Genomic DNA, 24,921 nt, shown 5'->3' on the forward strand with positions numbered 1-24,921 from the left:
AAAATAAATATAAAACAAATAAAGTAATTTTAAAAATAAATTATTTGACTATAAAAGTATTTTGTTAAATTGTAACATATTTTTCTATAAAAAAGTGTAACTTTTGATACAGTTTTTAACTGATTATTTGATTTTTTCCTTGTATCCCGTTCCCCATTTATCCATTTCTTCTAAAATAGGACTTAGACTTTTTCCTATTTTTGTTAGCGTATATTCCACTCTCGGAGGCACTTCAGGATATATTTTCCTTGTCAGTAGCCCATTTTTTTCCATTTCCCTCAAATTAGATGTTAAAACTTTTTGGGAAATATTATTTATTGATTTTTTCAGTTCACTAAACCTTTTTGTGCCGTCAAACAAATCTCTTATAATAAGTATCTTCCATTTATTCGATATAAGCATTAACGTTGTTTCTACAGAACAGTCAGGTAATTCTTTTTTATTTATTTTCATATTGTTCAATCCTTTCTTTTTTTCCTTATAGTCTTATTTATCTTTACTTTCTTTTTTATACTAATTTCCATAAAACACACTTTCTTCTATTATACTACAATAAAAATATTTGTAAATAGGAAATCCCTTAAAATTTTTTATTCTGTTTATATATAGATTTTTCTCAAGAGTTTCCATTAAGTAACTATAATACAAAAAAGTGCTTACTTCACATCCGAAATTTTATACTGTATAATTTCATTATAAAAAGAGAATTTAGGAGGTAATTACAATGAAAATAGCAGTTATAGGAGCAAACGGTAAAGCGGGGAGACTAATCGTGAAAGAAGCGGTAGAAAGAGGATTTGATGTAACGGCAATAGTACGTAGCGAAAATAAAAATATAGCTAAAAATGTTATACAGAAGGATTTATTTAATCTGACAGCAGACGATTTGAAAGGATTTGACGCTGTAGTTACGGCATTTTCCGCATGGACTCCTGAAACATTGCCGCAACATACTACATCTTTGGAGCATTTAAGTGCTTTACTGGCAGGAAAAGAAACACGTTTACTCGTCGTAGGAGGAGCAGGAAGTCTGTATGTTGACAAAGAGCATAAAACTCAATTATCCCAAACACCTGATTTTCCTGAAGATTATAAGCCTGTAGCAAATGCAATGGCTAAAGGTCTTGCTGAACTTCGTAAAAAGAATAACGTTCGTTGGACATATATCAGCCCTGCGGCTGACTTTGACGAAAGTGGAGAAAAGACAGGACAATATATTCTTGCAGGAGAAAAATTTACAGTAAATGATAAAGGCGAAAGCAAAATAAGTTATGCTGATTACGTCGTTGCTATGGTTGATGAGATTGAAAAAGGAAATCATATAAAGGAAAGAATTTCCGTTTTGGAAAAATAATTTTCAGATATACCCTAATCTTGAGATTGTTTAACAATTCTGAATCTGAAAATATTAGATTTTAAAATACTTAATTTAAAAATATTGAATTAGAAAAAATCAAATTTGAAAGGAATGATGTATTATGAAAACACTTGTAATTTTAGCACATCCTAATATGCAAAATTCAAGAATTAACAAAAAATTGAAAGAAGAACTGGAAAAATATCCCGATGAGTTTGAAGTACACGAACTTTACAAAAAATATCCTGATTGGAATATTGACATAGAAAAAGAACAGAAATTAATGGAAAAATATGGACGAATTATTTTGGAATTTCCTATATATTCGTTTAGCTGTCCTCCATTGCTGAAAAAATGGTTTGATGACGTCTGGACTTTCGGTTGGGCGTATGGTGTTCCTGAAGGAGGAAAACTGAAAAATAAAGAAATAGGAGTTGCTGTTTCCGCAGGAGGTTTGGAAACAGAATACACTACTATATCTTTGAGTGAAATTTTATCTCCATTTCGTGCATGCACACTCTATGTAGAGGCAAAACCTTTACCTCATTTTGCAGTATTTGGAGCAGTTCAAGATATGAGCGATGAAAAAATGTCGGAAAATGCCAAAAAATATATTGAATATATAAGAAATCCAAGATAATAAGACAAATAAAAAAATTATTTTAAAAATCTGAAATTATTTCAAAATGTAAAACTGTTTCAAAAAGAAAGAAGTTTATAATAAATTATGTAAAAAATTATATTTATTTTCTTCTGATTTTGAGGCAGTTTTTTTATAGTTATTTTTTATATAGAGAATTTTTATATAAAAAAATTGCTCACAAATTCGAGCAATCTTTATGTCATAAAGTTATTTGTCAGCTATATTAGTATGTTGGCAATTATTAGTTTAAAATTTCAAAAAAATTTTTCTCTTTATATTTTTTTATATTGACAAATTTAAAAACATGAGGTATTTATTATTATATAATTTAATATATTTAGAAGAAGATATTTTGAGACAAGAAAACTTTTTTAAATTTAATAAATATCAATTTATTTCAAATTCGTCCATAAACAGGGTATTAATAAAAATATTTCAATATGGAAATTATCATTTGAAAACTATTTATTTGAAATAATAAATAGTCTTAACAATAAAGATTATATTTATAACGACCAAAGAAATATAAGTTTTGAAAAATTTCAAAAACAATTTATGCTATTAAAAAAATTAGAAAAAGAGGCAAAAGTTAATGAATAAAATTAATGATGAATTATATGGAGAATATTATATAGATGATGTTATTTATGAGATAATGGAAACTAAAGTTTTTAAAAGATTAAAAAATATATATCAATCGGGTGGAGGATACTTAGTTAATAAGTTATGGAATGTAACTAGGCAAGAACACTCAATAGGAACAATGATATTATCTTTAAAATTTAATGGAAGTCTTGAAGAGCAAATAAAAGCACTTTTACACGATATTTCACATACAGCTTTTTCACATGTTATAGATTATATTTTAAAAAATAAAGATGAAAGTTATCATGAAGAAATACAAAAAGAATTCTTAAATGATAAAGAACTACTAAATATCTTTGAAAAGTATAATTTAAATATAAAAAAAATAATGTCAAACAGTTACAAATTTTTGGATGCCAAATTGCCGGAATTATCATTTGATAGGATAGATTATACTTTAAGAGATCTATTTAGACAAAAAAGAGTTTCACTTAAAGAGATCGAAAAATTATTAACCCATTTGGTAATATATCAAAACAAATTGTGTATTAATTCTTTAGAAATTGGAAAATGGTTTCAGGAATTATATTTTAAAGAGGTTGTAGAATATTTTCAAGATCCCTTAAATAGATATATAAATACAATGCTATGTAATTTATTGATTTCTGCTTTAAATGAAAAGATCATTCAATTTAAGGATTTTAATTTCACAGATGAATACATATTAAAAAAAATCGAAAATTCTTCAAAAAAGAAAGAACTAAAAGATATAATCAACAAGAAAAAAATTAATGAATTTTCATTATTAGAAGAAAAAATAGAAATAAAACATAGGTATATAGACCCTTACATTCTTATTAATGGAGAAATTAAAAAAATGTCTGAAATTTAGCATAACACAGATCGTTGGAAGATTCTTTTAATGATATTTCTATGTTTAAATTAAATAACAATTGTTTAACCCTCAAAACAGCGGGCCTTTTTATTATAAAGCAAGTTAATTACATAGTCAATTAGTTAATGATGTAGAAGAGTGTATCATAAATATTTTAGAAAATAATGTTTAGCATAAAAAGTATATTTAAAATAAAGAAATTTCTATTTTACTTTTATTTTTTTATATTTAATAAAATATGAAACACTATCCAGTTACCATTAATTAATTCATTAGCCAAGATTTAATTCAAAATATTTTACATATAGCTTTTACTAATAATATTTTTAATTTGAATTCAACTTTCTCTCTGTTGATTAACTTAACAATATTTTTCTTATTTACCTTCATTTTTATATATAAAAAAGTTAAAATTATTATTTAGTAAATAATCAGACTTTTAAATTATACTGTAACCACTAAGTTGTGATATATTGTCAGTATGTTGCCAAATAAATTGAAACAATAATAAATTTAAGCAAATTATAACAAATAATAGTTATCTTCAAAATATCATAAATAAAATAAAAATGTGCAATTAAGTATAAATACTGTCTTGCACTATATATCCATTTTTTAGCTGATTTATTGGAGGCGACAACCAGATTCGAACTGGTGTACAAGGTTTTGCAGACCTCTGCCTAAGCCCCTCGACCATGTCGCCATTAACTTTATAAGTATATCACTAATATATATGTTTGTCAAATTATTTTTTGTTCAGTTACTTATTTTTGAGCTTACTTATCTCATATAATGCCAGTGCATATATTTCGGTAATCTTTTCCAAGTCTTTTAAATTTAGCCATTCATCGGGCAAATGAGCTATATCTTTTTGTTTCGGAAAACTTGGTCCATAAGCAATAATATTAGGAATGATTTTGGCATAAGTTCCACCTGTCGTTGTAACAGGAGTCGCATCAAATCCCGTTGCATTATTATAAACTTTTTGGAGTGTTTTTACATATTTGGAAGTTTTATCATACAATATAGGATCCCAGTTTGAAATTTCTTCCAATTTAAGACCTTTAGTCAGTTTCCGTTTTATTAGCTTTATTATCTGATTTTTCGTACAGCTTTTAGGATAACACATAGTCCATTCAAAATAGTTTATATCTCTATGAGTACCTAATTTATAACCTCTCATTATCATTTCTCCAAAATCTTCATCTTCAAAATCTATATTTAAATTTGCTCCATTGGACGGTGCAAATAAGACATATCCGTTTACAAAATCATAAAATTCCTTGCTGTATTCAATTTCCGCGTAGACTTTTACTCTCAGACGTCCTCTCTCTCCATAAACTACCGGCCATTTGCAATCAGGTGTCCAGCCGAAAATGGGAGGTTTTTCTTTCGTGAGGTAATGTTTTACACAGTTAAATCCTGTTTCTTCATTTGTTCCGAACACTATCCTGACAGGAACGTCAAAAGTTACATTACATTTTTTTAAGATATATAATGCAAACAAATTCGCCAAAATAGGTCCTTTATTGTCCAGAACTCCTCGTCCGTATATGCAGTTATTTTCGATTGTACCTTTTAGCGGGTCGTAATTCCAGCCTTCTCCTATGGGTACGACGTCTACGTGTCCAAAAATCCCTATATATCCGTCTTTTCCCTCTCCATATTGAGCATATCCTATTTTATTATCAATATTTTTAGTTTGAAATCCTAATTTTTCAGATATTTCAAGTGCTTTGCATAATGCTTTATAAGGACCCTCTCCAAAAGGCATATTTTCAAAAGAGCCTGTTTCCACACTGTATATTGAAACTAATTCCCTTATTGAGGTTATCAGATCATTCTGTATATTTTTCACCTCATTTATTATTTCCCGCTTCTTTTCCATATTCATCTTATTTCTCCTCTATAGGCTTCATTCTTTCATCTGTATACTGCTGTATCCATTCTTCTGTTGCAGGCTCATATTTCGTCTTATTTTTCACCCTCTTTGCCCGATAAATTTTTACTTCTGAAAGTTCATTTCCGACTACAAAGGAAAAATTTTCAATATTTGTTGCAACTCCCCATTCTCCCTTATTATTCATCGCAATAACTGAAATATCTCCTATTTTACCTCTTTTTTTCATCATTTTATTTTCAAATTTTACTACTGCTTTCTCACAGGCTTCCTGCGGACTTAGTCCTTCTTCCATTAATTTTACTATTTCATAGGAAATGATCCCTTTCATTATGTCCTCGCCTAATCCTGTGGCACTTGCTCCACCGATTTCGCTGTCGGCATAAAGTCCTGACCCTATAATGGGAGAATCCCCTATACGTCCTCTTTTTTTCATAAAAAGTCCGCTTGTAGATGTTCCTGAAACTATGTTTTTATATTTATCCAGACAGACCATTCCCACCGTATCATGACCCGAATAAGGTTTCAGTTCCGGTTCTTGAATGTCTTTTATTCTGTTTTTATAATGAATTTTAGCTCTTTCAGTAAGCATATTTTTTCTTTCAAATTCTTCTTTCTGAGCATATAATTCGGCTCCCGAACTGACAAGCATACTGTTTTCATTCAGTTTGCTCAACTTTTTTGCTACAGATATAGGATTGGCAAAATCCTTTATGGCGCATACCGCACCAAAGTCAAAATTTGTACCGTCCATATAAGCCGCATCAAGTTCCACCTGCATTTCCTCATTTGGGAGTCCTCCGTAACCTACCGACTTGTAATAAGGGAAATCTTCTACATTTTTTATCGCTTTTTCTATAGCATCTCCCGCTTTTCCGTCCTCTTTAAGTATTTTTACAGCTTTTTCGACACCTTCGTGTGCCATACACCATGTAGCAATTATTCCCCACATAATTTTCACTCCATTTCTTATTCATATATATAATTTTCCACTTTTTTCAACTCTTCCTTATTATACACTGTTTCAATAACTTTTGCCATATTTTTTAATGATTCTCTTAGACCTACACCGCCTTTCTTGGGCATTTTTATCATAACTATCCTGTCTTTAAATTTTTCAATGACATCACTGTTTTCTTCCGAACACACTACAACTGGTTTACATTCTGTATTTTTTTGAATATAATCTGCAAGAATGGCAGACATTTTGGCATAACCGTGATAGTTAAAACATGGTCCGCATAAAAGGATATCAGCTTTTACTTTATTTATAAGTCCTTCCATTTTTGTAAGAACTGTTTCCTCATTTTTTTCAAAATAGCTGTCGCTGCAATATGTTGTCGCAAGTACAGTCCCTCCTATTTCTTTTATATATTCTTCAAACATCATATATGACGCTACTCCACCTTTTTCCACTGCCAGTTCCACATATGAACCCTCTTTTCCCCCTGTTCCTGACTGTATCTGGTCAAAAAACAATATTATTCTCATTGTATATCCTGAATATCCTTTCTGTATTATCATTAATTTTTTTAAAGATATAGTTTCTTTAAAAATAAAGAATTGTCCTGAATTCAGTAGTTATAAATAAATACGTAAAATTATATTCAGGACAATTTTCCTAATAATCTTAATATTAATCAAAAGATATGTCATCAAGGGAAATATCATCCAAATCATCATTTCCCTGTTTTTCTATAGGTTTGCTTTCTTCTTTCAAATATTGGCTATCCAGTACTCTGAAGAACGGATAGTAAATTATACATCCTATTATTACCAGTATTATCTGGAAAAGTCCTGCAACTATACTTCCTGTGGATAACCAGCCGGAGAAGAATAAAGGTGTTGTCCAAGGTAGCAACACTCCTGTTGTACGAGGAATTATATGTAACAATGTTACGATTGTAGATAAAATTGTATTAACTAACGGTACTAATAAAAATGGAATTGCAATAATCGGATTCAGCACTACAGGAAGTCCAAAAATAACCATTTCATTTATACCGAAAATTCCCGGCACTATTGATAATTTTCCTAATTTTTTCATACGTTCGGATTTTCCTTTGAATATCATCAGTAATACAAGGGACAGTGTACTTCCTCCTCCTCCGAAGTTACAGAAAAAGTCTCCGAATGAACCTGTAAATATATTAGGTAATGGCTGATTTGCTTTAAATGCGGCAAGATTTTCAGCATTCATTGCAAGATGTAAAGGATTGAATATAGTATTTGTAACGGCAGGTCCGTTAATACCGAAGAACCAGAATAATGTTGACAGGAACTGATAAATAGGTTCAAATATCAGACTCTGTCCAAATCCCATTAAAGGTGCCTGCAATACTTTGTAGATAAAATCATGAGCATATCCGTCCTTAGTAAAGAAAATAAAGAACAATCTTACAATGAAAAACACAAGCATAACAAACATACTCGGTACTAACGCCGCAAATGAATTCATTACCGCAGGCGGTACACCGTCAGGCATTTTTATTGTCCAACCTTTATTTTTTACAGCGGTAAATATTGTTACTGAAATTAGTGCCGTAATCATTGCAAGAAATAACCCTTTTGTACCTAAGTTTCCAAATGCAAATCCTCCAAATGCACTTCCTTTTTCATTTACGAACAGAGGATGAGATTGGGGACTCAAAATAAGAAATGCTACTAATGATACTGCTGCTCCTGCTATTCCTTCTATTCCTTTTGCTTTACCGTAATAATATCCGATACCCAAAACTCCAAGTAATGCCAATATACCAAATGTGGAATTTATAACCGAGTCAAGATATGCTTCCCAACCTTCTCCAAAAAATCGGGCTATAAATTCTGAATATCCCGGAAGAGGAAAATTTCCGATAACTATAAATATCGATGCTACTATGATTAAAGGTGTACCTACTAAAAATCCATCACGAATTGCAATTAAAACTTTATTACTGCTTAATTTAGAAGCCAAAGGCCCTAATACTTTCTCCAATTTGTCAAACATATTATTTTACCGCCTTTTCTTTTAAGATTTTTATTGCTCTTTTTAAAATACGTTCTCCGTCTACTTTTCCATAATCTTCAAGGTCAATTACCGCTACAGGAATTCCTTTTGGTTCATATTTTGAAGCTGTTTCTTCAAATTTAAACTTCACCTGAGGTCCTAATAAGATTATATCCGGATGAAATTCCTCAACAATCATGTCTATTTTATTATCAGGAAATGCTTTCACTTCAACAGGTAAATTATGCTTATCTCCCACCTCCTGCATTCTCTTTGCAACTAAACTTGTCGACATTCCTGCTGAACAGAACAAGTATATTTTTTTCATAAAATCCTCCCTTGTAAAATAATCTTCTGATTTTCTTTATAACTTTAATTTCATAACTTCTTTAATTTTATAACTTCTTTAATTTCATAACTTCTTTAATTTCATATTCTTTTATTCTTATAACTTCTTTTTACTTTTATAACTTCCCTATTTTTCCCTATTTTCACATTCCCATTATACTATCTGTCATTGGATGCTGCTATCATTCTTATTGTATGTCTTACTCCTCTTATAGCTATGGAAAGTTCCATTATATTTTCAAAATTAGCTACTCCTGAATATCCTGCATCTCCTATGTGCTGAATATCTACTCCTGCGATTTTATTCATAATAGCTATTTCCCTTATAGTTTCCCTTGTTGAGCTTTCCTGACTTGTACCTATCGCAGACATGGAAAGGGCACCTTTTTCCTTAATATATCTCACGGCTTCTATCATTTCATTTTGAGTAAATCCGGGTACAGTTCCTACAGCAGGCATCATTATGACGTCTGCACCGCTTTCTATAAACTGTTTCACAACATCCAAATTTACGACAGGTTCATTTACTCCGGCAGCGTGCATTTTCCCTGCTATTACCATTCCATTAAAATGTTTTTTAGCCTGTTTTATTCCCTCGACAATTTGTCTGTTTGATACTCCCGTTCCCGGATTTCCTGTAAGACAAACAAAATCAAATCCCATTTCAGATATTTTTTTCAGTGTTGCTTCGGAACATATTCTACCTTCCGGAATGATTTCTATGTCTTCCATCATTTCAGCATTCAGGTCTACAGGTTCCAAATTAAGTCCTACAGGTCTCCCTGTCAATTTTTTTAATAATTTTATCGGCTCATCAGTTTCAGGCAGAGCAGCTATATCAGGATTGTATACATCCAATCCATTGAGTAATATAAGGTCTGCTCCAAAGGCTCTTGCCAGCTCACTGTTTGTAACATCTCCTGTAACTGTTCTTCTATTTACTACATTTTCAGATAAAACTGTTCTTCCTTCACTCGCTTTAATGGCATTTTTCAAGTCCTGCCCCGACATTTTTCTAAAATCACTTGTAAAACAGTTAAGTAATCTTTTTGACATTATTCTCTCCTTTCGTATGTGTACACTGTTATTTTAATGTACTCCATTTTCATATTACTTTTATACCTCACGTTTTTTATTTTGTCAAAAATTATTTTTTTAATCATTAATTTATTTTTTTATAATTAATAATTTTTTATCCCTTGATTTTTTTTAATATTTACAGTATAATTATAAATAAACGAAAGAAATTATATTTTTTTCGTGTATATTTTTTTAGTTAATATATCTTAAAATTATATATAAAAATTTAACGAAACGTATAAATATTTTTTCGCTATATGGGAGGAGATATGAAAAATATATATTTTTCCGAAAAATTCACTGATATAAATAAAAAAAATATTAAACTGATATTTTCAAAAAAAATAACTAAAAATGAAAAAATATTTCTAAAATTACTCTTTTTTAAAATTATTTCAAATTCATCTTTTTTGGATAATGCTGAAATAAGACTCGATGAAATTAACACTACTCCTGAATTTTCTTCTATTACCGACTATGCTTCATTTTTTAAAAATCTGACTGAAAAACGGATATTTTTCACCGTTTCTCTTTCAGATAATGAATATTCAGGTTCTTTTGGGCTGATATCTTCGTTTCTTCTGACTTCGGATTACTGTAAAATCTTTTTTGCCGAAGAATTTAAATATTGTTTTTCAAATGAGAAAAATTTTTTCTCTCTTTTAGAAATCGATAAGTTTATTTTTATGGGCGACTCATTTTCTTTCAATCTTTACAATAATATTATAAAAATTGCAAAAGATAAAAAAGAAATCAGTCTCCCAGTTTCGTCATTAAAAATATATTTAAATTCTGATGATAAGTATAAAAGATTTTTTGATTTTGAAAAGCATATTTTAAAAAAAGCCGTTTTAGATATAAATACATTTACGGAATTTAATATAGAATACAAGAAAATAAAAGACGGAGCAAGACTTACGAATAAAATCACGGAAATAACTTTTTTAGTGAAAAAATCCGAAAAAATATACACTCCTTATGATGATACTATCTACAAAACTGTCGAACTTATTAAAGAATATGTTGAAAAACCTGAAGAAATTTACCGTCTGCTTGTTATGTATGTCGCCAAAAGAGGATATAAATATGTTCAGGATAATATTGATTATCTGAAAAATTATTCTTTCGGAAATTTCGAGAGAAATTTAAAAAAAGCTTTATTACTTGACTGGGCTTACAATAATTTAAAATTATATATCGATATAAATAGGACTGTCAAATCGCCAATAGTATTATTTTATACTCTTACAAGAAAAATTAATGAGATTAAAAGACACTATCCTGAAATAGAATCGCTTCTTCAGGATTTTGAACTGAAAAACATTCATTCTATCAGTTATTTTAACGATAGTGATTACTTTGAATTTATAAATGGAGAAATCGGAATTTATGTGAAATACTATTCAGATAAAAAATCTATAATTAGAATATACTTACCCGAGAATATAATTGAAAAAATAAACAGCTCCAAACAGGAAACTGATTAATTTACAGCTTCTTTATATTTTTGAAGAATTATTGACAAATTTAAAAAGGGGATGTCTCATAAAGTAAATAAAATTACTAAATCATAAATTTTATATATTTTAATATATTTATAAAATCAATAAAAATAATATCTGTTAATTTTTAAAAATATATAACATTTATGTTAGTAAAATTATTTTTGACTTATGAGACATCCTCTTTTTATCAAATTTGTTAATTTTGATTTTTATTCATCATCTTCCAGTTCTTTTCTTTCCTTATCCATTTGATACAGCCTTTTACTATCATCCAATAATATAATTGATACCAAGAAATAAAATGTTGTCAAAGTCCATTCTATTTCTTTGATGATGATTTTGCCTCCTGTAAATAATTCCAGCAGCACAAATAAACCAATAGCAGCTAATTCAGTAAAAATAACTTTTTTATAATCAATTCTATATATAGCATATAAAGAAGATATTAAAAATAAAATTTCATTGATAATTTTTAGATCAATATCCTTGCCGATCTGTTGAGCTTTTAAAATTGTTCCTAATGATAAAACTGTGAAGAGATTTCTTATAAATATTACTGCATTCATTTTTACCTGCTTTCTTAACGGCTATGACCATTGTTTTGTTGTTTATTCATACTATTGCTATATGGACGTTCCGATTTTGTAAATGGTTTTAAATAATAGTTTGTTCTTGCTATCCAATTTGGATTTTTATAATTATCTCTAAAATTAAGAAATCTACTTAATCTTTCTCTGGCAATTTTTATATCTCCATTAGGATATTTTTTTCTAAATTTTTCTTCGTCTATACATACATAATCGCCTTTACACATATTATTTGTATGTTCTGAAGATAGTCCTATCAAATGTTTAGTTGTTATAGGTAATAAAAAATCTTCATCTTTATCAGCTAATTTACCAGCCGCCAAATATCTGTCAACTTCTCTGGCAGCTATTGCCGGATAAAGTCTTTCTTTTTCATAGTAATCTATTTGTTTTTTTATTTCATTTGTTTCTTCGTGTGTTGCCATCATTATATCACTGGGACTGATCCTTGTTTCCTCTGTCACCATTTTTTTAGCTTTATTATTTAACTTTTTCATAATAAAGTCTGTTATTTGTTTTGTAGTAATTCTTATACCTTTTGCAATAAAAATATCAGATGCGAGCTTTGCTAAATTTTTTATAGGAATTTTCATATTACTTTTTGAAACAAAGTAAGTCAAGGCTAAATCAATTGCTAAATCTGTCGCCTTGATACTTAAAACATATTTTGTTGCATTACTTTCTATCTCTTTATCTGAAAGATTATAAGCTTTTTTTAGTTCATCATAAGAATAACTTTCAAAAGTTCTTCTTGTTTCCTGAATTACAGCTGTAAATAAATCAACTATTTTTTTACCTGTAGTTTCATTTGATAACTTACTTGTCATAAATCCTCCTTATATTTTATATTATTTCATATTAAAAAAATAAATATTTTATATAAAAATTATATAACAAAAAAATTTTTTTGTCAAATTAAGACAGTTAAATTGAACTATTGAGTGAATTATTTTTTATAATTATCTTTACTGTTTTTGAAATAGTTTTATACAGACAAATATATTTTCAAATAAATTTTCTATAATTTTTCAATTTTTGCGACAAACGACTGATAAGGTTTTAAATTTATTCTGTTTTCATTTATTTGAATATCTTCAATATTTACAAGCAATATTTCTTTTACTGAAAATTTATCTTTTAAATCTCCTTTTAAATCTATCTCCTGACTTTTTGAAGAGAAATTATTTATACAGATTAATTCATAATTATTATCTTTTCTTGAATAAGCAATAATCTCATCATTTTTTAAATCTAACGGCACAAATTCTCCATAAATTAAGCAATCTGAATATTTACTTTTCTGTCTTAATTCTATCATCTTTTTATAATGGGACAGGACTGAATTTTTGTCCTCTGTTTCCATTTCGACATTGACTTTTTTATAACTTTCATTCATTTTTATCCACGGAACTGCCCTGGAAAATCCGCCGTTTTCGGAACTGTCCCAATGAAAAGGAGTTCTCGTATTGTCCCGACTTCTTCTATTTACATAATATAGTGCTTCTTCACTGCTAAATCCCTCTTTTAAAGCACGATAATACTGGTCTTTACTCGCAATATCATCAAAATCTTCTATTGACGTCCTTTTGAAATTATTTATCCCAAGCTCCTGTCCCTGATAGATAAAAGGTGTTCCCTGTAAAAAGAAAAACAGGTTTCCAAGTAATTTGGAAATTATTACGGCATCTTCATCATTAATATTATCACCGAAATATTTATCAATACTTCTCGGACTGTCGTGATTTTCAAGAAAAGGTGCTCCCCAACCGTATTTTTGAATTATGAGCTGACTATCAAATATTTTTTCCCTTAGCTCCTTCACTGTAAAATCATTTCTATTAAAATAAGCTCCGTCATCTTTCATATCTATTTCGGCATAGTTAAAATCAAAAATCATTGAAAAAAATCCATTTTCTCCTATAAATTTATCATATCTCTCATATTCCAACAGAGGAGTTTCGGCAACAGTAACGCAGTCATATTTCTTAAAAGTTTCATTTCTCAGTTCATCCAGAAATTCTTCAATTCCCGGCTGATTAAGTGTATATTTTATATTAAAAGCCAGTCCATCTTCTCCGTCTACAGGTAAGTCTAAATATCTCTGATCTTTTTTTATAGAATTGATAGCATCTACCCTAAATCCTGCTATTCCTTTTTTTAACCAAAAGTTGACTATTTTATAAAGCTCTTTTCTGACTTCGGGATTTTCCCAGTTTAAATCAGGCTGCTTTTTACTGAATAAATGCAAATAGTACATTTCATTACCGTCTTTATCTCTCTCTCCTTCCACTTTTTCCCAGACGGAGCCACCGAAATGACCTCTCCAATTAGTCGGAGGGACGTCTTTTTTCCCTCTTTTGAAAATATAATAATCTCTGTACTTGCTTTCAGGATTTTTCAGTGCTTTCTGAAACCATTCATGCTCGTCCGAAGTGTGGTTTATTACCAAATCAAGAATTATTTTTATATTTTTCTTTTTAGCTTCGTTTATTAGATTGTCCAAATCTTCCAATGTTCCAAATTCAGGAGCAATATCATAATAATCTGAAATATCGTAACCGTTATCATCCATAGGCGATTTGAAAATAGGACATATCCATAACAATGTTACTCCCAAATCACTCAGATAGTCCAATTTATGAGTAATCCCGTTTATATCTCCTATGCCGTCATTATTACTGTCATAAAAACTCTTCGGATATATCTGATAAGCCACTTCTCTTTTCCACCATTTATCTCTACTCATTATTCTTCCTTTCGTTATCCGATTTTATTTTTCTTTTATCTTTTATTATCCATTTAATTTTTATTATTCACTTAATTCTATCTCAAAATCTATTCTGAAAAAACTTTATGATAGAAAAATAAAGTAAAAAATTATATTTATAAATTTTTGACAAATTTGACAAACAGATAAATATATTTTTTACTTTATTATACAACATTATACAAACATCTTTATTTTACAGGATATTATTTTATATTTTACAAATCTCTTTATTTTAATTCAGGCCAGTATCCTTTGTTAGCTACTATCAAATCATCAAGTATCGCTTTGGCAACCGTTGCACTTGGTACTGTTCTTGATAACGTTATAGCCTGCCATAATTTCTGATATGAACCCTCTATCCATGCTTCTACAGTCAGTTTTTCTACTGAAACCTGCTGTTCCATAAGTCCTTTTTGAAATTGCGGTATTTTTCCCTGACAAATTCTTTCAGGACCGTTAGAACCTACTATACATGGTACTTCAACCATAGCTGTCGGGTCAAAGTTTGATACTGCTCCGTCATTTTCCACAATAAGCAGCATTCTCTCGTGTGTATTATATGCTATTGCCCTTGCCAAATCAACTATATATGAGGCATGGTCATCCACATGAAGCTTTGTTCCTTCAGAACTTCCTTTTTCAGCTATAGTTCTGCATTCTCCAAATACAAATTTTTCTCTTCCTTCCATAACTTCATTTGCTCTTGTATGTTCAGGATTTGAATGGGCAACCACATAATCAGGGAAATAATAGTATTTCAGATACGTATTTGGCATTGTGGCAGGGTCTAAGGCATATACATCTTTAGCTTTTGTAAATGTTTCACTCCAGCTTGCTTCTACATTTTCTCCTTCTATCTCTACATTATACCCCACTCTTGCAACTTTTTCCCTTAGTACAGGCATCAAATCGTTTCCTTCTTTATCCCTTATATCTGTCCACCAGCCGAAATGGTTTAATCCGAAATATCTTATTACCATATCTTTTCTTGATTTTAATCCAAGCATTTCAGCCATTCTTAATTCGATTCCTATAGGCATATCGCATATATTCAGTATCTTTGAATCAGGTCTGAGCCTTCTTGTTGCTTCGGCTACTATCGCTGCAGGATTGGAATAATTCAACATCCAAGCGTTAGGAGAATATTTTTCCATATAGTCGACTATTTCGAGTACCCCTCCTATGGATCTCATTCCATAGGAAATACCTCCCGGACCGCAAGTTTCCTGTCCTAATACTCCATGTTTCAAAGGTATTTTTTCGTCTTTTTCTCTCATGGCATATTTTCCTACTCTTATATGTGCCATTACAAAATCTATATCTGTAAAAGCTTCTTCAGGATTTACAGTATAGACAAATTTAATATCAGGAGCCTTTTCTTTTATAAGTATTTCACACGCTTTAGCTATAATTTCCTGTCTTTCCTCATCATTATCATAAAACTTAATCTGTCTTATAGGAAATTTTTCAAGATTTTCCAATAACATCAGCACTATACCCGGAGTAAATGTACTTCCTCCGCCTGCTACTACAATTGAAAATTTTTTCATTTTTTGCCTCCTGTTTTAAAAAATTATATTTCTAATTTTATTCCTTTTTCCTTAGTTTTATATTAATTATCTCATTAATTCTTCTATTTTATTTCTTACTTGTGCAACGGACAGACCTATAATTACCTGTACAGCTTTTCCTTTTCTCAATACCCCGTGAGCTCCAGCCTGTTTGAATACTGAATCCGGAGCAAGAACATTTTCATCTTTTACACTGACTCTCAATCTTGTAGCACAGTTATTCAGGTCTTCAATATTGTCTTTTCCTCCTAAAGCTTCAAGTATAATCAAAGCCTGATCTGAATACTGGTCATTTTTTGTGCCTGTAGAAGTATCTCCTTCTCCTTTTTTAGCTTTATAGTCAGCTTTTGTGTATAATTTAGCTTCCTCATCTTCTTCTCCTCTACCCGGAGTAGCTAAATTCATTTTTTCAATTAATAATTTGAATACGATAAAATATATACCAGTAAAGATAAATCCGACTACAATTTGCGTGATAATCGTTCCTGAATGATTTTTAGCCATAGGAAGCCAGTTCAGGAATATAAAGTCGAGTAAGCCTCCTCCCATATTTCCGACTACTCCGAAAATATACATTGTTGTAGCCATTGTAGCTGCAAGGAATGCGTGTACTGCAAATAATACAGGTGCAATAAACAGGAAAGTAAATTCCAATGGTTCAGTTATTCCTGAAATAACTGCCGTAAATACAACCGGTATAAGTAATCCTGCCACTTTTTTCTTGTTTGCAGGTTTTGCTGTAGCATACATTGCAAGGGCTATCCCTATTGCTCCGAATATTTTGGAGTTACCATGCAGGGCAAATCCTCCTTGAGGAAATAATGCTTTCAACGGTTCCGCACTTACAGCAAATTCTTTTATATGCTGAACCCAGTATGTCTGTATTCCTCCTTCAACGACTGCCGGTCCGAATATGAAAGGAGTATAAACAAAATGATGTAACCCTGTAGGAATAAGTATTCTTTCAAGGAATGTATAAATCCATACTCCAAAGGCTCCCGAAGCAACCAATACTCCCTGTAAAGCATTTATACCCAACTGAACTTTAGGCCATATAAGAACTGTTGCCAAAGCACAAGGTATCATAGCAAAAAATCCTACTATATATACAAATACCGACCCTTGGAATACTCCCAGAAAATCAGGCAATTTTTTCTCGAAAAATTTATCATGTAAATATACAGCTATTCCTGCAATAATTATTGCTCCAAATAAATTTGTATCAAGTGTCTTGATCCCTGCAATCATGGAAAGTCCACTTGTTCCCCCTGCATCCAGAGACATATCCACTCCAAAATTCCATAATGTCAGAAATGCAGCAACAAAATAATTGAAAGTACAATAAAGTACGAATGCTTCCATACAAGCTCTTGCATTTGCTTTTTTTGCCAACCCTATAGGCAAGCTTATAGCAAACAGTAAAGGCATTTGTCTGAATACAGTCCAACCTCCTTCTTCTATTACCTGCCAGAATTTATACCAGTTTGTCGTAGGTTCTGCAATACTTCCTACAATCTGTTCATTTTTCAGTACAGACGTTATACCTACTACTAACCCTGTAAATGCAAATAATAGTACAGGAGTCATCATTGCTCCTCCAAAACGTTGAATTTTTTTCAACATAAAAATACCTCCTAAGATTTATTTAATATATTTATACCACAATTTTTCAAATTGTCAACACATTTACGAAAATCTTTTTAAAAATTTTTATTCATTTACATATTTCTTATTTATTATATTTCTTTATTATATTTCAATAACAGTTTCAACTCCATAATGGTCGGATACTACAGGAAAATTAATCCCGTTAAATATGACTTTACTACTTAAAACTTTTATTTTCTTATTGCTGAATATATAGTCTATCCTTTTTTCCTGCTTATTCGTATCCCAACCGTCTATATTCCCGCCTACAGTAACTCCGTTATCTTTTTCGACGGCTAAAGTATAAGTATCGTACAAACCTTGAGCTAAAATATTCTCATAGTTTTTTGGACTGTTTATAGCATCAGTATTAAAATCTCCCATTAATATTTTCAAATTTTCCGTCCTACTTCTTCCAAGGATTGTCTGAATATTGTCAGACATTTTTTCTTCTTCACATTCAGGCAAATTCATATGGCAAGTATAAAACTCCATTAACTGCCCTTTATACTCTATCGTCGCACTATTAATTCTTCTTGAAATAATGGTATTTACACTTTGTGCCCTTGTGCAGTAAAATTCGTCAACATCCAAAAGTCTGTGTTTTGTTATTATTGCAAGACCCTCATCATATTTGTCGTATCCGATATGGGAATTGCTCCAATGATAATAATAAGTCCTGTCAGTGTATTTGCTTATTTTTTCCAAAAGTACCCAACCATAGTTATCCTGTCTTATCGCTTTAAATAAAACTGGGCTGTTCATTGACTGGTTCACTTCCTGCATAGCTATCACGTCATAATCTTTTTCTGCAATTACTTTTGCTAATGTTTCCATTTTCTCATCCTGATTTTCTTCAATCCATGCGTGTACGTTTATTGTAAGCAATTTCATATTATTATTCCTTTCAAAATTTTAGTTTTTTTATATTATCTGTATTTATATTATTTATATTTAATATCATTTATTTTAATCATTTATTTTATATCTCAATATTAGCATATTTAATATTTTTATGCCATATATTATTTTGAAAATTATAGCTCTTATCTCTAAATTTGTCAATACATTTACGTAAATGTTTTTTATTTTTTTAATATTTTTATGAAAACGTTGACTTTTTGATAAAAATAGGATATAGTTAAAATATAAATTAATTTCAGGAGGAAATATATATGTTTGAAAGAAGTTCAGGTATTCTGTTTCATCCTACTTCACTTCCGGGAAAATACGGTATAGGAAGTTTAGGAAAAGAAGCCTTTGATTTTGTTAATTTTTTGAAAAAATCCAAGCAGAAATTATGGCAAATATTCCCCTTAGGTCCTACAGGATATGGAGATTCTCCGTATCAGTCCTTTTCATCTTTTGCGGGAAACCCTTATCTTATTGATTTTGATTTGCTCATTGAAGCCCATTTATTATCGGAAGATGATTTGAACGGAGTATTTTTCGGTGATAATGAAGAATATATAGACTACGGAGCTATTTATAATCAAAAATATCCATTGTTAAGAAAGGCATTTGAAAATTTCAGAAACAATTATTCCAATGATATGTCTGAAAATTCATTAAATAATTTATTCAATAAATTTAAGCATGAACAGCAGGAATGGCTGGAAAATTACACTTTATTCATTGCTCTGAAAGGACATTTTAACGGTCTGCCTTGGAATGAATGGGAACATGACATAAAATTTAGACATGAAGATGCCATGAATAGATACAGAGATATTCTTAAAGACGAAATAGAATATCAAAAATTTGTACAATTCCTATTTTTCAAACAATGGGGAGATGTAAAAAGATATGCCAATGAAAACGGTATAAAAATAATAGGAGATATACCTATATTTGTGGCTGCTGACAGTGCAGATGTGTGGGCAAACCTTGATATTTTTCAGTTTGACCATGATTTAAAACCTGTAAAAGTGGCAGGTGTTCCGCCTGATTATTTTAGTGCTACAGGACAACTTTGGGGAAATCCTCTTTATAACTGGGACAGATTGAGAGAAACAAATTATAAATGGTGGATTGACAGGGTAAGAGTAAATCTTGGGATTTGCGACATCATAAGAATAGACCATTTTAGAGGATTTGAATCTTACTGGGCAGTACCTTTCGGTCACGAAACAGCAGAACACGGTCAATGGGAAAAAGGACCGGGAATTGATTTATTCAATGCAATCAGAAATGAACTCGGAAATTTACCTATAATTGCTGAAGATCTGGGAAATCTTACACAGGAAGTCATTGATTTAAGAGAAAATACCGGCTTCCCGGGAATGAAAATCTTAGGCTTTGCTTTTGATTCGGGAGAGGAAAATGACTATTTGCCTCATACTTATCCTAAAAACTGTGTAGTTTATACAGGAACACACGATAATGATACTATTATGGGCTGGTTTGAAAAAGCTAATGAAAGAGACAGAAGATTTGCAATGGATTATCTGAACTCAAGAGATACGGCTGAATTTAACTGGGACGCCATAAGAGGAGCATGGAGTTCCGTCGCAGTCATTGCTATTGCTCCTGTTCAGGATTTTCTTGCTCTTGGAAGTAATGCCAGAATAAATACTCCGGGAGTAGCTTCAGGAAACTGGCAATGGCGTCTGAAAAAAGGTGAACTTACTGACGAACTGGCTGAAAAAATTGCAAAATTTACTGAAATATATTCAAGATAATATTTAAAATAGTCTGTTTCAGAAATGGAAAATTTTTAGAATAAGAATTTCTATTTCCGAAACAGTCTTTTTGAAAACAATCATTTTTTGTAATTTTTTTATACTGTATTTTTTAATACCGTATACTGTTATTTTTACTTGGTTCCAATACATAATTTATGTATGATATAGCTGCCATTATATAACTATATTAAGCCATTATTACATTATGAAAGGAAATACATAATATGAGTAAGTATAAGGAAGTTTATAATGATATCAAAAATAAAATAAAAGAAGGGATTTTAAAACCGGGAGAATTTCTTGAAAGCGAATTTGAACTGGCAAAAGAATATTCCTATTCCAAAGATACGATAAGAAAGGCTCTTTCTATTCTTGAACTGGAAGGCTATATTCAGAAAATAAAAGGGAAAAATTCATTAATTCTTGAAAGGGGATATTTAAAAAATATATCTCTTTCTTCCATACAGACTTCTCAAGAATTGAATAAAGCTGAAAATCTGAATATAAAAATTAATTTGATTAGCTTGTATATAGTTCAGGAAGACGAAAAATTGATGAATATTTTTCAGGCTTCCAAAAATGACGATTTTTATAAAATAGTTCGTACTCGTTCTTTAGACGGAGAAAATCTGGAATATGACGTTTCATATTTTGATAGAAGAATTGTTCCCTTTTTAAGTAAAGAAATAGCTCAAAAGTCCATTTATGAACATCTGGAAAAAGAACTAAACCTGAAAATATCCCATTCCCGCAGAGAAATCAAATTCAGATATGCAAATCCTGAAGAAAAAAAATATATGGATTTAAAGGATTTTGATATGGTTGTAGAGATTGAGACTTATGCTTATTTATCTAACGGACATCTTTTCCAGTACGGAACCATTTCCTATCGCCCCGACAAGTTTACTTTTTCTATCGTTGCTAAAAGATAAATTTTTTAATAAAAAAAGTGTAAAAATAATATTCGTGAAATTTTTCAAAATTTTATTTTTTACACTTTTTTAAACTTTATGCGTATATAATAAAATGTCAAAAACAATATATTTATCTGTCTTTTAATTCAATTCAGGCCAGTATCCTTTGTTAGCCACTATCAAATCGTCAAGTATCGCTTTGGCAACCGTTGCACTCGGCACTGTTCTCGACAGTGTTATAGCCTGCCATAATTTCTGATATGAACCCTCTATCCATGCTTCTACGGTCAGTTTTTCCACTGAAACCTGCTGTTCCATAAGCCCTTTTTGGAACTGCGGTATTTTTCCCTGACAAATTCTTTCAGGACCGTTAGAACCTACTATACATGGTACTTCAACCATAGCTGTCGGGTCAAAGTTGGATACTGCTCCGTTATTTTCTACAATAAGCAGCATTCTCTCATGTGTATTATACGCTATTGCCCTTGCCAAATCTATTATATAAGTAGCATGTGCTCCTGCTTGGAGGCTTACCCCGTCAGAAGTTCCTTTTTCTATAATTTCTCTGCATGCACCGAATACAATTTTCTCTCTTCCTTCCATAACTTCATTTGCTCTTGTATGTTCGGGATTTGAATGAGCAACTACATAATCAGGGAAATAATAATATTTCAGATACGTGTTAGGCAATGTAGCAGGATCTAATAGACATATATCTTTAGCTTTTGTGTATGTGCTGCTCCAACTTGCTTCAACTGTTTTTCCTTTGATTGGAACATTATAACCTATTTCTTCCACTTTTTTTCTCAATTCAGGCATTAAATCGTTCCCTTCTTTATCCCTTATATCTGTCCACCAGCCGAAATGGTTTAATCCGAAATATCTTATTACCATATCTTTTCTTGATTTTAATCCAAGCATTTCAGCCATTCTGTTTTCTATCCCTACGGGCATATCACATATATTCAGTATTTTTGAGTGGGGTTTAAGCCTTCTTGTAGCTTCGGCTACTATCGCCGCAGGATTAGAATAATTCAACATCCAAGCGTCAGGAGAATATTTTTCCATGTAATCTACTATTTCGAGTACCCCTCCTATAGATCTCATTCCATAAGCTATACCTCCCGGACCGCAAGTTTCCTGTCCTAACACTCCATGTTTCAAAGGTATTTTTTCATCTTTTTCCCTCATGGCATATTTTCCTACTCTTATATGTGCCATTACAAAATCTATATCAGTAAAAGCTTCTTCAGGATTTACAGTATAGACGAACTTTATATCGGGAGCTTTTTCCCTTATCATTATTTCACATGCTTTAGCTATAATTTCCTGTCTTTCTTTATCGTTATCATAAAACTTAATCTGTCTTATAGGGAATTTTTCAAGATTATTCAATAACATCAACACTATACCCGGAGTAAACGTACTTCCTCCCCCTGCTATTACGATTGAAAATTTTTTCATAATATTTTTCCTCCTATTTTTTATTTTCCATTTTTTATTTTTTGCTTGTTTAATTTCTTTTTTAATTTCTTTATTTAACTTTATTTTTTGATTTCTTTTAACTTCCTTATTCAACTCCAACTTTCTCCAACTTTGTCATTCAACTTCATTATTTAACTTTTTTCCATAATTTCTTCAATTTCTTCCCTGACTTGTGGAACTGATAACCCTATAATTACTTGTATTGCAGTTCCTTTTCTTACTACTCCGTGAGCCCCGACTTTTTTAAACACATCGTCTGCCGCTACCGCTTTTTCATCTTTAACACTTACTCTAAGCCTTGTGGCACAGTTATTTAATTCTTCGATATTGCTTTTCCCTCCGAGTGCTTCCAGTATTTTAATGGACTGCTCTGAATACAGACTGTTTCCAAATTCTTTTCTTTCCTTTTTCGCTTTATAATCCGCTTTCGTAAATAATTTTGTTTCTTCTTCATCGTCTTCCCTGCCGGGAGTTTTCAAATTCATCTTTTCAATTAAAAACTTAAACAGAAAATAATAAACTGCAGTAAATATAAGCCCTATAAATATCTGCGTAAACATTACTTCTTTATGATTTTTAAACATAGGTATCCAGTTCAGCAAAGAAAAGTTTATTAGCCCTCCTCCAAAATAACCGACTACGCCTAATATATACATTATCGCTGACATTGTTGCCGACAGCAATGAATGGATAACAAACAACAGAGGAGCTACAAACAGGAAAGTAAATTCAAGAGGTTCAGTTATTCCTGAAACTACCGCTGTCAATACCGCTGATATTAAAAGTCCTGCAACTATTTTTTTCTTATGCGGTTTAGCAGTAGCGTATATTGCAAGGGCAATCCCCGGAGAACCGAAAACTTTGGCATTACCGTGGATTGAAAATCCCCCTTGAGGAAATAATGCTTTTAAAGGCTCCGTACTCGCTGCAAAAGCATTCATATGCTCCGCCCAGTAAGTTCTCAAACCTCCCTCTACGACTGCAGGACCGTATATAAAAGGTCCATATATAAAATGATGCAGTCCTGTAGGTATGAGTATTCTCTCAAGAAATGTATAAATCCACACCCCTACGACTCCCGAAGCAACTAACAGACCTTGCAGCTGAAATATTCCCAGCTGTACTTTCGGCCACACTAAAACTGTAACCAAAGCACACGGTATCATCACAAAGAAGCCTACTATGTATACAAATACCGAACCTTGAAATACTCCGAGAAAATCAGGAAGTTTAGTGTCAAAAAATTTCTCGTGAAGATAAACAGCTATTCCTGCTATTATTATTGAACCTATAATACTTGTATCTAAAGTTTTTATACCTGCTATCTCCGCTAATCCGCTTGTTACACCTATTTCCTGTTTAATATCCACACCGAACCCCCACAGTGTTAACAGAGCATTTACAAAATAATTAAAAGTACAGTAAAGTACAAATGTTTCCAGACATGCCCTTGATTTTGCCTTTTTTGCCAGTCCGATAGGCAATCCTATGGCAAATAACAGAGGCATTTGTTTGAACACCGTCCAACCTCCATCTTCGATAAATTTCCAGAATTTAAACCAGCTCGAACCTTTTTTAGCCATTTCTCCCATTATTTGAGAATTTTTCATTATTGATGCTATAGCCACTACTATTCCTGCAAAAGCAAAAAACAATACGGGCGTAAACATTGCCCCGCCAAAACGTTGAATTTTTTTCAGCATAAATGACCTCCTAAAACTTTTTATTTAATTTTTTCTTTGGATACCTCTTGTATACCTCACATTTTTCTGTTTGTCAAAAGCAATTTTTTTAATACTCTTTTTTATTTTTTTTATTAAAATATTATTTATCCTCTTGATTTTTTTATTTATTTACAATATAATTTTAAAAAGACGGAAAACTATATATTTTTTTTCGTTTGTGCTTTGATAATTAAATAATATTAAATTTTCATATAATTTTATAACGGAAACAATATA

Annotated in this window: 21 protein-coding genes and 1 tRNA gene; 6 read left to right on the forward strand and 16 right to left on the reverse strand. The window is 30.9% G+C overall.

Going from position 1 to position 24,921, the window contains the following annotated elements; genetic code table 11:
- Positions 1–123: 123 nt before the first annotated feature.
- Positions 124–447 (reverse strand): winged helix-turn-helix transcriptional regulator, encoded by a 324-nt coding sequence (locus ACO5J6_RS00535; RefSeq protein WP_485641650.1) that lies wholly within the window; start codon positions 445–447, stop codon positions 124–126.
- Positions 448–724: 277 nt separating this feature from the next.
- Between ACO5J6_RS00535 and ACO5J6_RS00540 the strand changes: the two genes are divergently transcribed.
- The 3 genes from ACO5J6_RS00540 (at position 725) to ACO5J6_RS00550 (ending at position 3,477) form a co-directional block, all read left to right on the forward strand.
- Positions 725–1,354 carry an NAD(P)-dependent oxidoreductase gene (locus tag ACO5J6_RS00540; RefSeq protein WP_485641387.1) on the forward strand — a complete coding sequence of 210 codons (630 nt, stop codon included), beginning with the start codon at positions 725–727 and terminating at the stop codon, positions 1,352–1,354.
- A 124-nt stretch (positions 1,355–1,478) separates the two neighbouring features.
- Positions 1,479–1,997 carry an NAD(P)H-dependent oxidoreductase gene (locus tag ACO5J6_RS00545; RefSeq protein ID WP_485641389.1) on the forward strand — a complete coding sequence of 173 codons (519 nt, stop codon included), beginning with the start codon at positions 1,479–1,481 and terminating at the stop codon, positions 1,995–1,997.
- 595 nt (positions 1,998–2,592) lie between these two features.
- Entirely contained in the window at positions 2,593–3,477 is an 885-nt protein-coding gene (locus ACO5J6_RS00550; protein ID WP_485641391.1) for an HD domain-containing protein, read from the forward strand.
- A gap of 631 nt (positions 3,478–4,108) precedes the next feature.
- On the opposite strand, the gene ACO5J6_RS00555 is transcribed toward ACO5J6_RS00550, so the two are convergent.
- From ACO5J6_RS00555 to ACO5J6_RS00585, 7 genes are all read right to left on the reverse strand, one after another.
- Positions 4,109–4,183: transfer RNA gene (locus ACO5J6_RS00555), tRNA-Cys, on the reverse strand.
- Between the two features lie 57 nt (positions 4,184–4,240).
- Entirely contained in the window at positions 4,241–5,368 is a 1,128-nt protein-coding gene (locus ACO5J6_RS00560; protein ID WP_485641392.1) for a Sapep family Mn(2+)-dependent dipeptidase, read from the reverse strand.
- Between the two features lie 7 nt (positions 5,369–5,375).
- Entirely contained in the window at positions 5,376–6,332 is a 957-nt protein-coding gene (locus ACO5J6_RS00565; RefSeq protein WP_485641394.1) for a glycosylasparaginase, read from the reverse strand.
- 17 nt (positions 6,333–6,349) lie between these two features.
- The gene (locus tag ACO5J6_RS00570) at positions 6,350–6,871 is read right to left on the reverse strand and encodes a GrdB-related putative oxidoreductase (RefSeq protein ID WP_485641395.1); all 522 of its coding nucleotides are present in this window, start codon (positions 6,869–6,871) and stop codon (positions 6,350–6,352) included.
- A gap of 145 nt (positions 6,872–7,016) precedes the next feature.
- Positions 7,017–8,369 carry a PTS sugar transporter subunit IIC gene (locus ACO5J6_RS00575; RefSeq protein ID WP_485641397.1) on the reverse strand — a complete coding sequence of 451 codons (1,353 nt, stop codon included), beginning with the start codon at positions 8,367–8,369 and terminating at the stop codon, positions 7,017–7,019.
- Between the two features lies 1 nt (position 8,370).
- Positions 8,371–8,697 (reverse strand): PTS sugar transporter subunit IIB, encoded by a 327-nt coding sequence (locus ACO5J6_RS00580; RefSeq protein WP_485641399.1) that lies wholly within the window; start codon positions 8,695–8,697, stop codon positions 8,371–8,373.
- Between the two features lie 179 nt (positions 8,698–8,876).
- On the reverse strand, positions 8,877–9,773 hold the full coding sequence (locus ACO5J6_RS00585; RefSeq protein ID WP_485641401.1) for a DUF7916 family protein: 897 nt from the start codon (positions 9,771–9,773) through the stop codon (positions 8,877–8,879).
- Between the two features lie 293 nt (positions 9,774–10,066).
- On the opposite strand from ACO5J6_RS00585, the gene ACO5J6_RS00590 reads away from it, so the two are divergent.
- Positions 10,067–11,284 carry a replication initiation protein gene (locus ACO5J6_RS00590; protein WP_485641402.1) on the forward strand — a complete coding sequence of 406 codons (1,218 nt, stop codon included), beginning with the start codon at positions 10,067–10,069 and terminating at the stop codon, positions 11,282–11,284.
- A gap of 227 nt (positions 11,285–11,511) precedes the next feature.
- Here the strand turns inward: ACO5J6_RS00590 and ACO5J6_RS00595 are convergent, their stop codons facing one another.
- From ACO5J6_RS00595 to ACO5J6_RS00620, 6 genes are all read right to left on the reverse strand, one after another.
- Positions 11,512–11,868: a hypothetical protein gene (locus ACO5J6_RS00595; protein WP_485641404.1), complete on the reverse strand. Its 357-nt coding sequence runs from the start codon at positions 11,866–11,868 to the stop codon at positions 11,512–11,514.
- Positions 11,869–11,882: 14 nt separating this feature from the next.
- On the reverse strand, positions 11,883–12,716 hold the full coding sequence (locus tag ACO5J6_RS00600) for a hypothetical protein (RefSeq protein WP_485641405.1): 834 nt from the start codon (positions 12,714–12,716) through the stop codon (positions 11,883–11,885).
- Positions 12,717–12,907: 191 nt separating this feature from the next.
- Positions 12,908–14,635 carry a glycoside hydrolase family 13 protein gene (locus tag ACO5J6_RS00605; RefSeq protein WP_485641406.1) on the reverse strand — a complete coding sequence of 576 codons (1,728 nt, stop codon included), beginning with the start codon at positions 14,633–14,635 and terminating at the stop codon, positions 12,908–12,910.
- A gap of 251 nt (positions 14,636–14,886) precedes the next feature.
- Positions 14,887–16,209 carry a 6-phospho-alpha-glucosidase gene (locus ACO5J6_RS00610; RefSeq protein WP_485641407.1) on the reverse strand — a complete coding sequence of 441 codons (1,323 nt, stop codon included), beginning with the start codon at positions 16,207–16,209 and terminating at the stop codon, positions 14,887–14,889.
- A gap of 66 nt (positions 16,210–16,275) precedes the next feature.
- A complete protein-coding gene (locus tag ACO5J6_RS00615; protein WP_485641408.1) occupies positions 16,276–17,853 on the reverse strand; it encodes an alpha-glucoside-specific PTS transporter subunit IIBC in 1,578 nt (525 codons plus the stop codon).
- 126 nt (positions 17,854–17,979) lie between these two features.
- Positions 17,980–18,771, reverse strand: coding sequence for an endonuclease/exonuclease/phosphatase family protein (locus ACO5J6_RS00620; protein ID WP_485641409.1), 792 nt, complete (start codon positions 18,769–18,771; stop codon positions 17,980–17,982).
- Between the two features lie 275 nt (positions 18,772–19,046).
- Here ACO5J6_RS00620 and malQ point away from each other — a divergent pair, with 275 nt between their 5' ends.
- On the forward strand, positions 19,047–20,558 hold the full coding sequence (malQ, locus tag ACO5J6_RS00625) for a 4-alpha-glucanotransferase (RefSeq protein WP_485641651.1): 1,512 nt from the start codon (positions 19,047–19,049) through the stop codon (positions 20,556–20,558).
- Between the two features lie 227 nt (positions 20,559–20,785).
- Positions 20,786–21,493 (forward strand): GntR family transcriptional regulator, encoded by a 708-nt coding sequence (locus ACO5J6_RS00630; protein ID WP_485641410.1) that lies wholly within the window; start codon positions 20,786–20,788, stop codon positions 21,491–21,493.
- Between the two features lie 123 nt (positions 21,494–21,616).
- On the opposite strand, the gene ACO5J6_RS00635 is transcribed toward ACO5J6_RS00630, so the two are convergent.
- Both ACO5J6_RS00635 and ACO5J6_RS00640 read right to left on the reverse strand, forming a co-directional pair.
- Positions 21,617–22,939, reverse strand: a complete 1,323-nt coding sequence (locus ACO5J6_RS00635; protein ID WP_485641411.1) for a 6-phospho-alpha-glucosidase — start codon at positions 22,937–22,939, stop codon at positions 21,617–21,619.
- Between the two features lie 152 nt (positions 22,940–23,091).
- A complete protein-coding gene (locus ACO5J6_RS00640; RefSeq protein WP_485641412.1) occupies positions 23,092–24,663 on the reverse strand; it encodes an alpha-glucoside-specific PTS transporter subunit IIBC in 1,572 nt (523 codons plus the stop codon).
- Positions 24,664–24,921 lie beyond the last annotated feature (258 nt).

It is taken from the genome of Pseudoleptotrichia sp. (genome assembly GCF_057270515.1).

Bases quoted from the DNA above. Each gene is read 5' to 3' on its own strand.
- ACO5J6_RS00545 (WP_485641389.1), top strand. From the start codon at position 1,479: ATGAAAACACTTGTAATTTTAGCACATCCTAATATGCAAAATTCAAGA.
- ACO5J6_RS00610 (WP_485641407.1), bottom strand. From the start codon at position 16,209: ATGAAAAAATTTTCAATTGTAGTAGCAGGCGGAGGAAGTACATTTACT.
- ACO5J6_RS00590 (WP_485641402.1), top strand. From the start codon at position 10,067: ATGAAAAATATATATTTTTCCGAAAAATTCACTGATATAAATAAAAAA.
- ACO5J6_RS00585 (WP_485641401.1), bottom strand. From the start codon at position 9,773: ATGTCAAAAAGATTACTTAACTGTTTTACAAGTGATTTTAGAAAAATG.
- ACO5J6_RS00575 (WP_485641397.1), bottom strand. From the start codon at position 8,369: ATGTTTGACAAATTGGAGAAAGTATTAGGGCCTTTGGCTTCTAAATTA.
- ACO5J6_RS00615 (WP_485641408.1), bottom strand. From the start codon at position 17,853: ATGTTGAAAAAAATTCAACGTTTTGGAGGAGCAATGATGACTCCTGTA.
- ACO5J6_RS00540 (WP_485641387.1), top strand. From the start codon at position 725: ATGAAAATAGCAGTTATAGGAGCAAACGGTAAAGCGGGGAGACTAATC.
- ACO5J6_RS00605 (WP_485641406.1), bottom strand. From the start codon at position 14,635: ATGAGTAGAGATAAATGGTGGAAAAGAGAAGTGGCTTATCAGATATAT.
- ACO5J6_RS00630 (WP_485641410.1), top strand. From the start codon at position 20,786: ATGAGTAAGTATAAGGAAGTTTATAATGATATCAAAAATAAAATAAAA.
- ACO5J6_RS00570 (WP_485641395.1), bottom strand. From the start codon at position 6,871: ATGAGAATAATATTGTTTTTTGACCAGATACAGTCAGGAACAGGGGGA.
- ACO5J6_RS00580 (WP_485641399.1), bottom strand. From the start codon at position 8,697: ATGAAAAAAATATACTTGTTCTGTTCAGCAGGAATGTCGACAAGTTTA.
- ACO5J6_RS00560 (WP_485641392.1), bottom strand. From the start codon at position 5,368: ATGGAAAAGAAGCGGGAAATAATAAATGAGGTGAAAAATATACAGAAT.
- ACO5J6_RS00600 (WP_485641405.1), bottom strand. From the start codon at position 12,716: ATGACAAGTAAGTTATCAAATGAAACTACAGGTAAAAAAATAGTTGAT.
- ACO5J6_RS00635 (WP_485641411.1), bottom strand. From the start codon at position 22,939: ATGAAAAAATTTTCAATCGTAATAGCAGGGGGAGGAAGTACGTTTACT.
- ACO5J6_RS00550 (WP_485641391.1), top strand. From the start codon at position 2,593: ATGAATAAAATTAATGATGAATTATATGGAGAATATTATATAGATGAT.
- ACO5J6_RS00620 (WP_485641409.1), bottom strand. From the start codon at position 18,771: ATGAAATTGCTTACAATAAACGTACACGCATGGATTGAAGAAAATCAG.
- ACO5J6_RS00595 (WP_485641404.1), bottom strand. From the start codon at position 11,868: ATGAATGCAGTAATATTTATAAGAAATCTCTTCACAGTTTTATCATTA.
- ACO5J6_RS00565 (WP_485641394.1), bottom strand. From the start codon at position 6,332: ATGTGGGGAATAATTGCTACATGGTGTATGGCACACGAAGGTGTCGAA.
- ACO5J6_RS00640 (WP_485641412.1), bottom strand. From the start codon at position 24,663: ATGCTGAAAAAAATTCAACGTTTTGGCGGGGCAATGTTTACGCCCGTA.